Annotated in this window: 13 protein-coding genes and 2 pseudogenes; 13 read left to right on the top strand and 2 right to left on the bottom strand. The window is 63.6% G+C overall.

The window, feature by feature from the left end; translation table 11 throughout:
- Nucleotides 1-17 precede the first annotated feature (17 nt).
- Together C449_RS17320 and C449_RS01515 are read right to left on the bottom strand one after the other, a co-directional pair.
- Nucleotides 18-706 (bottom strand): annotated as a pseudogene (locus C449_RS17320) (MFS transporter).
- A gap of 100 nt (nucleotides 707-806) precedes the next feature.
- Nucleotides 807-2,030: an MFS transporter gene (locus tag C449_RS01515; RefSeq protein ID WP_394295346.1), complete on the bottom strand. Its 1,224-nt coding sequence runs from the start codon at nucleotides 2,028-2,030 to the stop codon at nucleotides 807-809.
- A 163-nt stretch (nucleotides 2,031-2,193) separates the two neighbouring features.
- On the opposite strand from C449_RS01515, the gene C449_RS01510 reads away from it, so the two are divergent.
- The 13 genes and pseudogenes from C449_RS01510 (at nucleotide 2,194) to C449_RS01450 (ending at nucleotide 16,373) form a co-directional block, all read left to right on the top strand.
- On the top strand, nucleotides 2,194-3,138 hold the full coding sequence (locus C449_RS01510) for a 1,4-dihydroxy-2-naphthoate polyprenyltransferase (protein ID WP_049913817.1): 945 nt from the start codon (nucleotides 2,194-2,196) through the stop codon (nucleotides 3,136-3,138).
- Nucleotides 3,135-4,172, top strand: a complete 1,038-nt coding sequence (menC, locus tag C449_RS01505; protein ID WP_006076108.1) for an o-succinylbenzoate synthase — start codon at nucleotides 3,135-3,137, stop codon at nucleotides 4,170-4,172. The genes C449_RS01510 and menC overlap by 4 nt, the downstream gene beginning before the upstream one ends.
- On the top strand, nucleotides 4,169-5,647 hold the full coding sequence (gene menE / locus C449_RS01500; RefSeq protein WP_006076107.1) for an o-succinylbenzoate--CoA ligase: 1,479 nt from the start codon (nucleotides 4,169-4,171) through the stop codon (nucleotides 5,645-5,647). Before menC ends, menE begins: the two co-directional genes overlap by 4 nt.
- Nucleotides 5,648-5,818: 171 nt before the next feature.
- Nucleotides 5,819-6,142 carry a YbjQ family protein gene (locus C449_RS01495; protein WP_006076106.1) on the top strand — a complete coding sequence of 108 codons (324 nt, stop codon included), beginning with the start codon at nucleotides 5,819-5,821 and terminating at the stop codon, nucleotides 6,140-6,142.
- A 324-nt stretch (nucleotides 6,143-6,466) separates the two neighbouring features.
- Entirely contained in the window at nucleotides 6,467-7,057 is a 591-nt protein-coding gene (locus tag C449_RS01490; protein WP_049913807.1) for an HdeD family acid-resistance protein, read from the top strand.
- Nucleotides 7,058-7,296: 239 nt separating this feature from the next.
- On the top strand, nucleotides 7,297-7,974 hold the full coding sequence (locus C449_RS01485) for a helix-turn-helix domain-containing protein (protein WP_006076104.1): 678 nt from the start codon (nucleotides 7,297-7,299) through the stop codon (nucleotides 7,972-7,974).
- Nucleotides 7,975-8,022: 48 nt separating this feature from the next.
- Nucleotides 8,023-8,430: a (R)-mandelonitrile lyase gene (locus tag C449_RS01480; RefSeq protein ID WP_049913806.1), complete on the top strand. Its 408-nt coding sequence runs from the start codon at nucleotides 8,023-8,025 to the stop codon at nucleotides 8,428-8,430.
- 180 nt (nucleotides 8,431-8,610) lie between these two features.
- Nucleotides 8,611-9,372: pseudogene (locus C449_RS01475) on the top strand (SDR family oxidoreductase); the annotation flags it as partial.
- Between the two features lie 274 nt (nucleotides 9,373-9,646).
- Nucleotides 9,647-10,885 carry a cation:proton antiporter gene (locus C449_RS01470; protein WP_006076101.1) on the top strand — a complete coding sequence of 413 codons (1,239 nt, stop codon included), beginning with the start codon at nucleotides 9,647-9,649 and terminating at the stop codon, nucleotides 10,883-10,885.
- Between the two features lie 248 nt (nucleotides 10,886-11,133).
- Nucleotides 11,134-13,452: an arylsulfatase gene (locus C449_RS01465; RefSeq protein ID WP_006076100.1), complete on the top strand. Its 2,319-nt coding sequence runs from the start codon at nucleotides 11,134-11,136 to the stop codon at nucleotides 13,450-13,452.
- Between the two features lie 66 nt (nucleotides 13,453-13,518).
- The gene (locus C449_RS01460) at nucleotides 13,519-14,403 is read left to right on the top strand and encodes a bile acid:sodium symporter family protein (protein WP_006076099.1); all 885 of its coding nucleotides are present in this window, start codon (nucleotides 13,519-13,521) and stop codon (nucleotides 14,401-14,403) included.
- Between the two features lie 77 nt (nucleotides 14,404-14,480).
- On the top strand, nucleotides 14,481-15,473 hold the full coding sequence (locus tag C449_RS01455; protein ID WP_006076098.1) for a formylglycine-generating enzyme family protein: 993 nt from the start codon (nucleotides 14,481-14,483) through the stop codon (nucleotides 15,471-15,473).
- Between the two features lie 150 nt (nucleotides 15,474-15,623).
- A complete protein-coding gene (locus tag C449_RS01450; protein WP_006076097.1) occupies nucleotides 15,624-16,373 on the top strand; it encodes an NRDE family protein in 750 nt (249 codons plus the stop codon).
- Nucleotides 16,374-16,381 lie beyond the last annotated feature (8 nt).

Below are 16,381 nucleotides of genomic sequence, written 5' to 3'. Positions count from 1 at the left end.
CTCGGGCCAGTTGCCTCTCAGTCGGTCGCCGCATCGCCGGGCGGGCGCAGCACGATCGCGCCGAGACTGGCACCGACCGCCAGCGCCCCGCCGACGAGAAAGGCCACCGACCAGTCGGTCGCGGTGACGAGCCAGCCCACGGCGGTGCCGCCGAAGACGCCGCCGATCATCTTCGCGGAGTAGAGCACCGCGTAGTTCGTCGAGGAGTGTGCGTGGCCGTAGTAATCGGCTACGAGGCTCGGAAACAGCGTGTACTGTGTACCTTCGAAGAAGGCGGCGACGGCCACTGCACAGAGGAAGGCTGCCGACGTCCCGACCGCGCCCGCTCCGACGAGTGCGAACAACCCGAGTCCACAGAGCGAGAACGCCACCGCCATCGATCGCTTGCGGCCGAGCCGGTCCGAAATGCCGCCGACGCTCAACCGTCCCACCCCGTCGGCGATCGGGGGCACAGTCCGCGTGGCCCGCGGCGGTCGCGGACCCATCCGACGGGAAACTGCGATCCCGACTGGAAGATCACGTACAGCGTGAATACGAACCCGAGCGCCGGCAGTGAGATGCCGAGATCGTTGGCGAGCGGCCCGCGTATCGACGACCAGACGTACTGATAGGGGCTCACGAGCGCCATCATCACCACCGCGGCGACGATCTGCCACCACCGTGAGAACCCGAGAATCTCGCGTGCGCGCTCGGAGTGAGCGCTCATCGCCCCTCCGACTACTGGACTCGACTCGTAGCCATCGTCCGTTCGTCGGTGACGCGGGACAAAAAAGAGATACCGAATCGATCCGGGGACGGGCCGCGACTCACCCGTCTGATTCGGGCGCATGCCACGCGAGAACGACGCCGAGCAGCGCAACACCACCCGCGAGCACGAACGCCGGGGTGTAGCCCACTCCGTCGATGATCCGGCCGGCGGCGATCGGGGCGACGAACGCGCCAAACAGGCCGACGCTCGTCAGCAGCGAGACCGCCGTGGTCCGCACCTCGGCGGCGACGACCTCGGTCACGTACGAGAACAGGAGGCCGATGGCGAGCTGGACCGCAAAACCGCTGACGACCAACACCACGACGAGCACCGCAACGCGCGACACCACGGCGAACGCGACGACGGCGGGCGTCGCGATGGCGAAGGCGGCCACGGTCACGGGGCGGCGACGACGCCCGAACACTCGATCGGAGAGTGCCCCACTGCTCGACCGCGAGACGACCCCGATCGCCGGGAAGAGCGCGGTGAGAACCCCGCCAACCGCCAACGGAACGCCGAACTGCTCGACCATGAAGCTCGGGAGCCACGTGTTGAGAAAAAGGTACAGCGAGTACGCGAGAAAACAGCAGGCACAGAGCGTCCAGACGGCGGTATCGGTGAAGAGACGAACGAAACCGTCGCGATCGGGGCTGTCCGCCTCGACGTCGATCGAGCGCCCGTGGGTCGCGAGCAGGAAGATACCGAGGCCGACGACGGCGATCGCCGCGAACGCGGGCAAGATTGTGGGCCAGCCGAACGGCCGCGCGAGCAGCGGGCTCCCGAACTGGCCGAGCGCGAATCCGACCGGTGCGCTCGCGGTGAAGATCCCGACCGCGGTCGCGCGGACGTCGGGGCCGACTGCGCGACCGATGGTGTTCGCGCCGGCGTTCCAGAAGAGCACGTACGCGATCCCGCCGAGCACGCGCGAGACGAGCAACCACCAGTACGCGCCGGCCGCCGCCGCGAACCACCCCCAGACGCCCGCCACGACCAGCGCGATCCCGCCGACCGTCATCGCTCGCCGCACCGAAACCCGATCGAGCGCGATCCCGACCGGCACGCTGGCGACGACGGCGGTCGCGTACATCACACTCATCAGCCAGCCCGCCGCACTCGCGTCGATCCCCATCGATGTGCGAACCAGTGGAAGGACGCTTGCGGGCGCGATCTCGTACGCTGCCGCGGCGGTCGAGAGCAGGAAGAAACCGACGACGAGTCCGACCGTCTCGTATCGCGACCGGCGACTGGAGGCCTCTACGTAGCTCACGTCGGTGGTTCCCAGGGTGACTACAAACCTCTTCGTCTTTGTGCCGTTGCCATCCCTCTCGCCTCTGTGTCGACCGTTCCGTACGTTCCGTGTCGACCATCCAGGCCATCCCGTTTCGACCGTTTGGCCCACCCCTGAAACCGTAGTCACTATGCGGCGCGAGACCGATTTTCCGACAATGAGTACGCAGGAGGTTTCACGGCGGCAAGCGTGGGTGATGGCCGCTCGTCCACAGACGCTGCCGGCGGCCGCCGCGCCGGTGATCGTCGGCACCGGACTCGCGCTCGGGACGGGTGCGTTCGCCCCGCTGCCCGCGTTCGCGGCGCTGATCGGCGCACTCTTGATCCAGATCGGGACGAACTTCGCCAATGACTACTACGACGCCAAATCCGGGGTCGACTCCGACGACCGCGAGGGGTTTACCAGGGTCACTCAGTCCGGACTGATCGCCCCCGCGGAGGTCAGGTGGGCGATGATCGCGACCTTCGCGCTCTCGATCCTCGTCGGCACCTATCTCGTCTATGTTGGCGGCCTCCCGATCGTCGTGATCGGCCTCGCGAGCGTCGCCGCAGGCGTCCTCTACGCCGGCGGCCCCTACCCGCTCGGCTCCTACGGACTCGGCGATCTGTTCGTGTTCGTCTTCTTCGGTCTCGTTGCGGTTACCGGCACCTACTACGTCCAAGCGGCCGCCGCCGCTTCGCCCTTTCCGCTCACACCACCACCCGGAACGCTGCCGCTCGCGGCCGTGGTGGCGAGCCTCCCGGCCGCGGCGCTCTCGACGAACATCCTCGTCGTCAACAACGTCCGTGATCTCGAAACCGACCGGGCCGCTGGCAAGCGCTCGCTCGCGGTCTTGATCGGCTACCGGTGGAGCCGGGTCGAGTTCCTCCTCATGTTGGGGATGGCGTACACCGTCCCGATCGTCTTCTGGCTCGTCGATGGCAATCTTGCGGTGCTCGCCCCACTTCTCACGTTGCCATACGCCGCACGGATCGCTCGGACAGTGCTGACCAGAACCGACGGGACAGCACTCAACCCCGCGCTCGAACACGTAGGAAAACTACTCGCTGCTCACTCCGCCCTGTTCGCGATCGGTCTCGCCCTCCCGGGAGTGCTCGCATGAGGATCGAGCGGTTCTCGCTCGCACTCGCTACACCGCTCGCGACCGCCCGCGGCACTATCGACGCCCGCGAGGGGTTTCTCGTATTCGTCGATGTGGATGGCATCCGCGGTGTCGGCGAGGCGACGCCGTTGCCCGGCTGGACCGAATCGATCGACGAATGCCGCGACGCGCTCGGTCGTGCTCGACGAGCCGTTGCAACCGACGGCTGGGACGCTGCGCTCGCAACGCTCGACGACGGTGCTCCGGCGGCCCGTCACGGACTCGCACTCGCGCTCTGCGACGCACGATCACGGGCCGCTGGCGTTCCGCTGTACCGCCATCTCGGTGGCGAACATACGGAACGAGTTCCCGTCAATGCGACCGTTGGCGATGGAACGGTTGAAGAAACCGCCGACGAGGCGGCTCGGGCGGTCGAGCAGGGGTTCTCGACGCTCAAGGTCAAGGTCGGTGCACGCGAGGTCGCCGAGGATGTCGCTCGGCTTGACGCGGTCCGAAACGCGGTCGGCGACGAGACCGAGCTGCGCGCCGATGCGAACGGCGCGTGGAGTCGCGAAGAAGCGGGGATGGCGCTCGACACGTTCGCCGATCTCGACGTGGCGTTCGTCGAACAGCCGCTCGCCCCGGACGACCTCGCCGGCCACGCCACGCTCCGCGGGGGGGCGGTCGGTATCGCACTCGACGAGTCGTTCGCCGAACACGCCGTCGAGACTGTGCTGACTGCGGACGTGGCGGACGTACTCGTCGTGAAACCGATGGTGCTCGGTGGACCGGATCGTGCGAGGGAGGCCGCGCTGCGCGCCCGTGAGGCCGGCCTCGACGCGGTGGTCACCACGACGATCGACGGCGCGCTCGCGCGGACGGGGGCGGTCCACGTCGCCGCGAGTCTTTCCGATCCGCCGGCGTGCGGCCTCGCGACCGCCGACCGGCTCGCTGAGGATCTCGTTTCGGATCCTGCACCGGTCATGGACGGCGAGGTGTGCGTTCCACAGGACCCCGGTTCCGCCCCGGAGCCACCGAACCGGGAGGTCCGATGAACGACGTTCTCGCCCACCGCGCCCGCGCGACGCCCGACGCGACCGCACTGATCGACGCCGGTTCCGGCCGGGAGTGGAGCTACGCGAAACTCGATGCGGCGGTCGATCGGACTGCAGGCCGCCTCGCGGAACTGGGAATCGATCCAGGCGACCATCTCGGCTGTCTTCTCGACACTCGTCCCGCCGCCGTCCGGCTGCTCCACGCCGCGCTGCGCCTCGGTTGCGTGCTCGCTCCGTTGAACACCCGACTGACCCCGAGCGAGCTTGGTGGGCGGATCGAACGTGCCGACCTCGCTGGTCTGATTTGCGAGGCCGACACCGAGGCGAACGCTGTTGAGGCGAGTGAAGTTCCAATCGCGTCGGTCAATGACACGGAACGCACCGAGGTCACGACGCTCATCGATGTCGAAACGGCCGAGTTCGAACCGACCACGTGGTCTCGCGACGATCCATGTCTCATGCTCGCTACGTCGGGCACGACCGGCCGGCCGAAGCTCGTCGTGCTGACGGTCGGGAACCTGGTCGCGAGCGCGGTCGCCTCGGCGTTCCGGCTCGGCGTCCTGCCCGACGACCGGTGGCTGAGCCCGCTGTCGGTCTACCACATGGGCGGACTCGCGCCGATCGTCCGTTCCGCGCTCTACGGAACGACGACCGTTCTCGTCGGCAATGACGGAACGGGCTTCGACACCGCAGCAACTCACCACGCGCTCGCCGAGCACGACTGCACCGGCGTCTCGCTCGTCCCGACCATGCTCCGGCGACTGCTCGACGCTGGCGATCTCCCCGACTCGCTCCGGTTCGTCCTGCTCGGCGGTGCGCCGGCTTCGACAGGTCTCATCGAGCGGTGTGAGCGCCGAAACGTTCCAGTTCATCCGACCTACGGGATGACCGAGACGACCTCCCAGGTCGCCACCGCTCGCCCGGACGAAGCGTTCGCCCACTCGGGCACCGTCGGTCAGCCGCTCGTCGGGACCGACGTCGCCGTGATCGACGCCGCAGGAGAACGCGTCGCTCCGGGCGAAACAGGTGAGATTGCCGTCTCAGGGCCGACAGTGTTCGCGAGCTACTACGACGACCCCGACGCCACCGCGGCAGCGGTTTCCGAACACGGCTTTCACACCGGCGATGTCGGTTATCGCGACACCGAGGGGCGACTGTGGGTCACGGGCCGACTCGATGAACAGATCGTCACCGGCGGGGAGAACGTCGATCCCGAGGTGGTCGCCGACGCGCTCCGCGCCCATTCAGCCGTGGACGACGCGGCGGTCGTGGGCCTCGACGACCCCGAGTGGGGCGAGCGGGTCGGCGCACTCGTCGTCGCCGACGACGATCTCGATGCCGAGACGCTACGAACTCACTGCCGGGAGCGTCTCGCCGGCTTCGAGATCCCGCGGACGATCGCGTTCGTCGATTCGCTTCCGCGGACGGCCTCCGGCACCGTGGAGCGCGATGTGGTTCGCGAGACTCTCCGTTAGCGATCATTGGATAGAACCGTCAAACGCCGTCGTTGACTCGTCGAATGATGGCACGGCAACGGCATCAGCCGTGATGACAGTATCACTCGCAACGAGCATTCGCTGTCCTGAAGACGAATCCGGACCGTATGCCCGGAAATCTTATTATCTGATATTGATATAGGTACTCGCATGGCAGAAGTTGTCATTACGACTACGGACGGACTCGACGGAACGGAGATCACCGAGTATCTCGGCGTCGTTTCGGGCGAGGCGATCATCGGCGCGAACGTCGTGAGCGATGTTTTCGCCGGCGTTCGCGACGTCGTTGGTGGGCGAAGCAGATCCTACGAGAAGAAAGTCGCCAAAGGTCGCAAGGAGGCACTTAGGGACATCGAAGCCGAAGCGGAGGATCTCGGTGCGGACGCCGTCGTCGGTGCTGCCTTCGATTACGAGGAGATGTCCGAAGGAATGTTGTGGGTCAATCTATCGGGAACCGCAGTGAAGACTCGGTAACCGACTCGCCCGAAAGCCACTCCCGTCTCACCGCAACCGGTGATACGTCGAAACAGTCCTGCTACGGTTAGGATCGCTGCTCTCGTCCGAACACGATATCCACGGTGATTGGTTCCGGGTCCAACTCGTCGGCCGATCGACGGTGTACTGGGCGATGTCCAGTGGGCTCGTGTGTTCGGCCCGTACTCGATAACGTGGTGGTTCGCTCAGTGTCAATCAGCCGAATCGCCTCACGGCGTCACGAAAAATCCACCTTCAATCAATTATGGAACATCTCGAACGATTTATGGTTGTAGGTATCGTATGGCATAGCAGGATGCGAATATGAGTACAGAAACCAACAGAAAAAGCCCACCATTCACTGGCAGCTGGCAAGTACTAGCGGGCGTCGGAGTGCTTGTGTCGGTGTTGGGGATCATCGCGATCTTCTCGCCGTTCGTGACCGGCATCGCCCTCTCGCCGATACTCGGTGTATTGCTCGTCATTGGTGGCATCAGCCACGCTGTTCACGTCTTCTCTGCCGAGGGAACGAGACGTTTCATCTGGCAGGCCTTGCTCGCGGTGGCCTACGTCGTCAGCGGCATCGCGTTGATAGCGAACCCGATCCTCGGGTTGCTGACGCTCACGCTCCTGCTGGCAGTGTTTTTCGTCATCGAGGGTCTCATCGAGATCGTGATGGGAGTGCGGCTCCGTCCGGCGTCCGGGTGGGGCTGGCTGCTCGCCAGCGGCGTCATCGGCATCGTCGCCGGCGCGCTGGTCTGGGCCGGGTGGCCGATCAGTGCGCTGTGGGTGGTCGGCCTCGTCTTCGGGATCAAACTGCTCAGCACGGGGGCGACAATGATCGTGTTGGCCATGGGGAGCCGCAAAGCCACACGCGACACCACATCGTCTGGCACGACGTCTCGCAGTGCCTGAGCTACAGGGATTAGTACTGGTTTTAGAGTCTCTCAAATCACAGATTATTGATTTGCTGAAAATCGGTGTGCAAGATATAGAGCGTGTATTCAGCAAGCGTTCTTCGAGACCACAGAATTCGACGAATGTGCCGCTAGGAGTGTATAGGACACCGTTACGAGACAGATCCGACGCAGTTGTGGTGGCACCTACCCGCGGCGTCCGACTGCTTAAGCGTGTGGACGGCCTGACTCCCCGCAATGACCATCACGACGGAATTCCGACTTCGGTCATCCGTTCTCCCGCTCGTCAGCATCCCGGAGACGCTCCCACCAGACGAAATCGTGTGCTCTCACTCCCTCTGTATCGAGCCAAACGCGCAGGTGTTTATCGTTGAAATCAACGCTGAGGATGACGTCTCCGACGCGCAACTCGCAGCACTTGATGAGGTCGTATCGGTGACGCCGTTCGGCGAGCGGGACGATACAATTGTCTACAAGCTCACGGTAGAACTCGATGACTCGATCGCCCCGGCCTTCGATCCTGAACGCTTCGAGAGCGTGAAGATGAAATCGACGCTGATCACGTCCGAGGGCTGGCACGAAACGAAGGAATTCCCAGACTACGAGACGTTCCACGACTTCCATACTACATTTGAGAACCACGGAATCTCGCTCGACCTCGTCTCCATTACGCCCGAGCCCTCCTCCTCCAACGACCCAACAGGAGATGGACTCACTGACCGTCAGCGAGAGGCCTTGGAACTCGCAGTCTCGCGTGGCTACTACGAGAGCCCACGCCAAGTGTCGGCAGCAGAACTTGCCGAGGTGTTAGACATCTCCCAACCGTCCCTGTCGAATCTCCTCCGACGTGGCGAGCGCCAGCTCCTCACCTCCTCACTCGAGATACAGCAGCCTTTAAACACCCTTTCTAGATAGCCTCGGAACCAAGTCAGATGATACCCAACTGGTGAGAGAGGACAAACCATGCATATCACCAACGGTTGCTCGCAATCCGCCACTAAAGGACCCGACGAATACTTCACCGGAAACGCTCGGATCGACTCCCTGTTTGACCCGCAAGATGAAGCCCGTGCAGCGACGGCGACCGTCTCATTCGACCCGGGGGCTCGCACTGCGTGGCACACCCACCCACTCGGCCAGCGGCTAATCGTGACGAGTGGTTGCGGTCTCGTGCAACGCGAGGGCGGAGAAATCGAACAGATCCGTGCGGGCGACGTGGTCTGGTTCCCGCCGGACGAGAAACACTGGCACGGCGCGACGTCGGACAACGCGATGACTCATATCGCCATTCAGGAGGAACAGGACGGAGAAACCGTCACCTGGCTCGAACACGTCACCGACGAGGAGTACCACCCGGGGTCAGAGAGCTAATCCAAAACTATTCCAGCTGGACCTGCACTCGAGTATACTCCCCTACTCCGAGAAGTAATCAATGACTGCATGGCCAGACGACGAACTGGATGAGACTGCTGAGCCCGATAATCCTCAGTACATAAACGTGCTTTAGAGATAGCATCGAATCTAACCCATTCCCTACCCTCTTTTCAGTTGATGACAGCGGAGTTTGGTTCCGAACTAGAGGGACAGGTTGCAATCGTTACTGGGGCATCGTCGGGGATTGGTGAAGCAACAGCCAAGTCTCTGGCATCGCGCGGCGCGAGTGTCGTACTTGCTGCCCGACGGAAGGACGAACTCGACGATCTCGCAGCCCAGATCGAGAACGAAGACGGTGAGACACTCGTCGTTCCGACCGACATCACCGATGACGACGACATCGACAATTTAGTCGAGACGACGACCGACGAATACGGTCGCATCGACATTCTCGTGAATAATGCGGGACTCATGCCTTTGACGCATATTGCGGATGCTGACAAGGAAACACTCCGGACGACCATCGATGTCAATCTCACTGGTCTCATCTCTCTCACACACGCTGTGATTCCCACGATGCTGGACCAAGAGAGCGGGCACGTCGTCAACCTTTCTTCAGTCGTCGGACGGTTCCTGCAAGCGAACAGTTCTCACTACAACGCGGCGAAAGCCGGCGTGAAGATGTTCGGCGATTCGCTCCGTCTGGACGTCGCCTCGGAGGGAATTCGTGTGGCGACGATTGAACCGGGTGCGGTCAGTACAGAACTCCTCGAACACATTCCTGATGAGGATATCAAAGGAGGGGTAGAGGAATACGTCGGTTCGATGCGGGCTCTCCAACCTGACGATATCGCCCGGACGATTATGTTCGTCGTGTCCCAGCCGGAGCACATGGACATTAATGAGGTCATGATCCGACCGACGGACCAAGTCCAACCGAGTCCCAAAGATTGGCCGGTGAATATTCCACTCGTCATAGTATTGAATTCAATCGAGCCCCGTGACCGATACGCGCTCTCTATCTTGCACGCCATTCCTGACAGCCACCGGAAGGTATGCAAACCAAGGTATGGATTTGATTGCTAATCCCTATAGTACGACGCTGGCTCGGGGTCGCGCAGTAACCACGTCTCGCACCGTCGGAGAACGATTCGACAGGGAGTGTGTTCGTTCGAGGGGTGCAGTTAACTCAACGCCCGAGAATTGACTGCCTATGGTAGCACTCGAAGAGCAGTTGGTTACACTGCTCTACCTGCTCGCCATCGCCGCTGTCGTTGGATTGCTGACCGAGCGGTCCGCGCGAATACAGTACACGAACGGTCTTCTCATCGCGGGGATCGCCGTTTCGGCCGTCGGATCGCCGATCCAGTTCGAACTCACTCCGGAGTTCATCCTGCTCGTCTTGCTTCCGGCACTCATCTTCGAGGACGCGGTCACCATCGACGTCGCGGCGTTTCGGGAGAACCTCGTCGCCATTCTCGCGCTCGCGATCGTGGGTCTTCTCCTCTCGATCGCCGTCGTCGCCGTCGTCGGACCGATCGTTTTCGGCTTCTCGGTGGCCGTCGCCATCCTCTTCGGTGCGATCGTGATGCCGACGGACCCCGTCTCGGTTCTCGCTGTGTTCGAGGAACTCGGTGTCCCCGAACAACTCGGCATCGTCGTCGAAGGCGAGAGTCTCCTGAACGACGGTGTCTCCATCGTCGTCTACTCCGTCGTGCTGACCGCTTTCCTCGAAACGGAGTCCCCATCGGTACCCCCGAGTGACCTGTTCACGAGTCGAGAGTTCCTCGTCACCGTCGGTGTGGGTATCGTCGTCGCCGTCGTGGGAGGTATCCTCGTCGGTGCCGTTGCAGGGTACGTCGCTGCCGAACTCGTCGCGGCGAGCGACGACGAGATGACCGCAGTGGTCGTCTCGCTGTTGCTCGCCTACGGCGTTTACGTCCTCCTCGACACGCTGGGGACCAGTGGCGTCATCGGGACGCTCGCTGCCGGCATGGTTTTCGCGTCCCGCGCAAACCGGACCGCGATGGCCCCGGAGACGCACGCGACCGTCGGGACGACGTGGTCGGTCGCGGGGTTCCTCGCGAACACGGCGCTGTTCGTGGCGATCGGTATCGTCACACCCTGGCCGCTCCTCGTCGAGTACGGCCCGGAGATCGTCGCCGCCATCGTCCTCGTCTTTTTCTCCCGAGCCATCGTTATCTACCCGCTGGTCGGCGTTCTCAACCGATTTCTCGCCACGAGAATTCCCCGCTCCTATCAGCACGTCCTGACGTGGAGCGGGATTCACGCATCGGTCTCGATCGCACTGGTGCTTGACGTCGGAGAGGTGCTCCCCGAGCCACTCACCGAACAGCTCTACGCGCTCGTCTTCGGTGTGGCCGCGTTCACGCTGCTCGTCAACGGGCAGACGATGGGCGGACTCGTCGATAGACTCGGAATCAACGAATAGGCATCCGCCAACGGTTCCACAAGGCACTCGTCGACCGATTTGACGACAGTGGGCTCTGCGAACTCCCCGGCTCAGAAATTCGTAGCTGAAAAAATATATTTTCAGCAAAAGTTATCATCGGCTAGGGAGTGTTGGTAACACGGCTCCGAAATCGAGGCCACCGAATCGTGGACGGCTGAGCGCTCCGCAGCGTAAACGAGCACACGACTCGATCCGAGGCCCGATCGACGGAGTGATGGGGGAACACGATGGCAAATCAGGAATTTCACGGCCGCATTGGACGCACGTACGACGAATCCGAACCGTGGTGGCCCGACCAGGCGCGAGCGTCGGAGGACGCACCGAACGTTCTGTTGATCACCCTCGACGACGTCGGGTTCGGCCACTGGGGCTGTTATGGCGGGATCGCCGACACGCCCAACATCGACCGTCTCGCCGAGAACGGCCTTCAGTACAACAACTTCCACACGACGGCGATCTGTTCGCCGACCCGGAGTTGTCTGATGACCGGGCGGAACCACCACTCCAACGGGATGGCCAGCATCGCCGAGGTATCGACGGGATTTCCGGGATACAACGCCCACATCCCCCACGAGAACGGGTTCCTCCCCGAGACGCTCGTGGAGGAGGGCTACAGCACCTACGCGCTCGGCAAGTGGCACCTGACTCCCTCGGAGACGAACAGCGCTGCGGGACCGTACGATCAGTGGCCGCTCGGCCGTGGCTTCGAACGATACTACGGATTCCTCGGTGGCGACACCGACCAGTACACACCTTCGCTCGTTCACGACAACCACCAGGTCGATCCACCGACGACGCCGGAGGAGGGCTATCACCTCACCGAGGACATCGCCCAGCGCGCCATCGACTTCATCGGTGACGCCAAACAGGTCGATCCCGACAAGCCCTTCTTCACGTACTTCTGTCCCGGTGCGTGTCACGCACCGCACCAGGTGCCCGAGGAGTGGATCGAGAAGTACGAAGGCGAGTTCGACATGGGATGGGACGAGGCGCGCGAGCAGATTCTGGAGCGCCAGAAAGAACTCGGCGTCGTCCCGGAGAACACGGAGCTGTCGCCACAGAACGAGGACGTCCGAGCGTGGGATTCGCTCTCCGATGACGAACAACGCCTCTACGCCAGGATGATGGAGATATTCGCCGGGTTCCTCGAACACACCGACCACCAGATCGGCAAAGTCCTCGACTACCTCGAAGAGCTCGGCGAGCGGGAGAACACCCTCGTGATGGTGCTCTCGGACAACGGTGCGAGCGCGGAAGGTGGCCCGAACGGTTCCGTCGACGAGAATCACTTCTTCAACAACGTTGAGGAAGATCTAGAGGAAAACCTCGAAGCGATGGACGACCTCGGCGGCCCGGAGTACTTCAATCACTACCCGTGGGGCTGGACGTGGGCCGGCAACACGCCGTTCCGCCGCTGGAAACGCGAGACCTACCGTGGCGGCGCGAGCGATCCGTTCGTGCTCTCGTGGCCCGAGGGTATCGAGGCTAGTGGCGAGATTCGCGAGCAGTTCATCCACGCCATCGACGTCGTCCCCACGGTGCTGGAGTGTCTGGATATCGACGCCCCCGACGAAATAAAGGGCGTCCCCCAATCACCCATCGAGGGAACGAGCTTCGCCTACTCCTTCGAAGAACCGGACGCCCCGGAACGGCACACCACCCAGTACTTCGAGATGTTCGCCACCCGGGCGATCTATCACGACGGGTGGCGCGCGGTCCACCCGTGGGAGTTCAACAAACCGATCACCACTGAAGACCTCTCGGCGACGAGTCTCGAAGACTCCGGCTGGGAGCTCTACCACGTCGCCGAGGACTTCTCGGAGGCACACGACGTGAGCGACGAACACCCCGAGAAGCTCCTCGAACTCATCCAGTTGTGGTGGACCGAAGCCGGCAAACACGACGTGTTGCCGCTCGACGGTCGTGGCACGCAGCGCTTCGCCGAGGAACGCCCCGAGCCCGGCAGGCCCCGTGACACGTACGTCTACTACCCCGGGGGCCAGCCCATTCCGGAGAACGCCGCGGTCAAGGTACTCAACCGGGATCACAGCATTACCGCCGACCTGACGACAGCCGACGGCGAGGATGAGGGGGTCCTCATCGCCAACGGCTCCCGGTCGGGCGGCTACTCGCTGTACGTCATGGACGGTCAACTCCGCTACGTCCACAACTACGTCGGCAAGGAGGAGTACGAGGTGATCGCGGACGAACCGCTTCCCGAAGGCGAGGTTTCGGTCCGGATGGAGTTCGAGACGACCGGCGACCTTGACCTCGAAAACGGCGAGGGCCGGCCGGGAACGGTTCGGCTCTACTACGGCGACGAACAGGTCGGCGAGGGCGAGATTCCCGTGACGATTCCGATAACGACGGGCCTGACCGCGGGGTTGAGCTGTGGTCGCGACGCGACCAACGCCGTCTCTGATGTCTACCGTGACCGAGCCCCGTTCGCGTTCACGGGCGACCTCGATCGGGTGACCGTCGACGTGAGCGGCGACGCGGTCGTCCACCACGAGGCCGAGATGGATCGCATCATGGCCCGGGAGTGAGCCACCTCGCCACCGCGCCGTGGCCCGTCGTCACACCACCATGACCGGAGACGAAGACGGTTCGAGATGCCGGTAGTTCTGGAGTCGCTGGCTCGGCTCGCGGTGCTGGTCTTCGTCGTGGCCAGCATGCTCGCGATGGGACTGAGCCTGACCCTCGATCAGATCGTCACCCCGCTCAGGAACACGCGACGCGTCGCGAAGGCACTGCTTGCCAACTTCGTCGTGGTGCCGCTGGTCGCCTTCGGGATCCTCCTCGTCGTGCCCCTCTCGGAGCCACAGTCGATCGGCCTCGTGCTGCTCGCGACCGCCGCCGGAGCGCCGTTCCTGCCGACACTGGTCCAGGCCGCCAAGGGTGACGTCGCGTTCGGTGTGGGACTCATGGTCCTACTGATGGTGGTGACGGTCGCGTACGTCCCGCTGGTGTTGCCGCTGTTGCTCCCCGGCGTCGAGGTGAACCCGCTCGACATCGCGAGTTCGCTCGTCGTGTTGATGCTCCTGCCGCTGGCCGCTGGCCTGGTGATCAGAAGTCGGTACGCGGGCGTGGCGTCGACGTTGCAGCCGACGATGGCACAGACCGCCAGCACGTCGCTGGTCCTCCTGATGGTGCTCATGCTGGTGTTGAACTTCGAGAACATCGTCGGTGTCATCGGGACCGGACTCATCGTCGCCCTGTTGGTGCTCGTCGTCCTCTCGCTGGCGGCTGGATACGTGCTGGGTGGGCCGACCGTCGAGACCAGGTCCGTCGTCGGGCTGGGAACGGCACAACGGAACATCTCCGCCGCGCTCGTCGTGGGCGCGGGGAACTTCACGGATCCCGACGTGATCGTCACGCTCCTGGTCGGCGCACTGATGATGCTGGCGGTGCTGTTGGTCGTCGGCGGCGAACTCGGGAAGCGCACGGATCGATCGAACTCGACACGGATGACCGAGGAGGTGGTGTCTGACGATTGACCCAGCGGTGTAGCGACCACCTGGACTGAGGAAAACAACGAACGATTCGAAACCAAATCAATCGACAAACACAACGGATGACACGCGACCCGAACACGCGGACGAAAACGGCAACGGACGAAGCGCCACCGGGAGAACCGCCGGAACCGGAGATGGAGTGGATACCCGGCGGAACCTTTCGAATGGGCTCAGAGGAGTTCTACCCGGAGGAACGACCGATCCGGGAGGTCTCGATCGACGGGTTCTGGATGAACCGCACGCCGACCACGAACCGGGAGTTCGCCGCGTTCGTCGCCGATACGGGCTACACGACGGTCGCCGAGCGCGATCCCGATCCCACGGACTATCCCGACGCAGACCCGGACGCCCTCGTCGCGGGGTCGGCGGTGTTCCGACAACCCGACGGACCGGTGAACCGCCGCGACCCGAGCCAGTGGTGGGAGTACGTTCCGGGTGCGGAGTGGCGACACCCGCTTGGGCCAGATAGCGACATCGAGGGTAGGATGGATCATCCAGTGGTCCACGTCGCCTACGAGGACGCGGCGGCGTTCGCCGAGTGGGCTGGCAAGACCCTCCCGACGGAGGCCCAGTGGGAGCGTGCCGCTCGTGGAGGGCTGGAGGGGACGCGATTCGTCTGGGGCGACGAACACGTTCCCGAGGGGCAACTGATGGCGAACACCTGGCAGGGCGAGTTCCCACAGGAGAACAAAACACTCGACGGCTACGAGCGCACCTCGCCCGTCGGCTCGTTTCCGGCCAACGGATTCGGACTGTACGACATGGCAGGGAACGTCTGGGACTGGACTCAGGACTGGTACAGTGCCGACCCATCCACGAACGATGCCGAACCATCGTGTTGTACGCCGACTGGTTCTCGTACCGTCACTGAAGAGCAAAGTGTCGACCCGAGAGACCCGTCCGGAATCCCTCGGAAAGTGCTGAAAGGCGGTTCGCACCTCTGTGCGCCGAACTACTGTTTCCGGTATCGACCTGCCGCCCGGTATCCGGAACCAGTCGATACCTCGACCAGTCACGTCGGGTTCCGGTGCGTCGTGGAAGTCCCCTCCTGAAACGTCACAACCGCGAGACTGTGGGGTGAGGTACAGCGAGTCCTCGATCGTGGTGAACCCGAATCCGACGAGCGCGCCGTCGACGATCGGGTCGAATCGGTCTTCGGCTTCACCGGCGAGGTTTAGACTCCGCATCACCAACGAAAGAGTATGTGCACACTCGTCGTCGCGTGGCAGGCCTTCGCCGACCACCCCGTGGTCGTGGCGGCCAACCGCGACGAGGCGCTCGATCGGCCATCGGAGCCGCCCGCGATGATCGGTGAAAACCCTGGCGTCGTCGCACCGCGCGACGCCGACGCTGGCGGGACGTGGATCGGGTACAACGCACATGGAGTGTTCGTCGCGATCACGAACCGCTGGACCGACGCCGATCTCGCGGGCGAGCGCTCGCGCGGGCTACTGGTTCGTGACGCTCTCGACTGCGAGTCGGCCGAGGACGCCGCTCGACTCACCGAACGTGCGGTCGAGGCCGACGAGTACGAGGGGTTCAACCTCCTCGTCGCGGACGCGAACGCCGCCGTGCTGCTCGAATGGGATGGCGGGCTACGGGTGGAAACCCTCGATCCGGGCGTCCACGTCGTGATGAACGTCGGCGCGATCGGCCGAGTTACGATTCCGGCGTCGTGGCCCGAGCATGGCGAACAGCAGGCCGAGAACGGGCGAAAGGTCCGCGAGGCGCTTCAGCCGGAACCGGGCGAGCACGCCCGAGAGTGGCGCGACCGGGCCGCCGACGTGCTTGGCGATCACGACTACGGTGTCTGTGTCCACCACGAGGAGTTCGACTTCGGCACCCGGTCGTCGTCGCTGCTCACGATCGGTGCTGACGGCAGTGGAGAGTATCAGTACGCCGACGGACCGCCGTGTCGAACGGAGTTCGAACCAGTCGAAAGCCAAGTTTAACCCACCCC

It is taken from the genome of Halococcus saccharolyticus DSM 5350 (assembly GCF_000336915.1).
Taxonomy (GTDB): domain Archaea; phylum Halobacteriota; class Halobacteria; order Halobacteriales; family Halococcaceae; genus Halococcus; species Halococcus saccharolyticus.
Note: the sequence above shows the minus strand (reverse complement) of the source record. Positions and strands in the feature narration are given on the sequence as shown.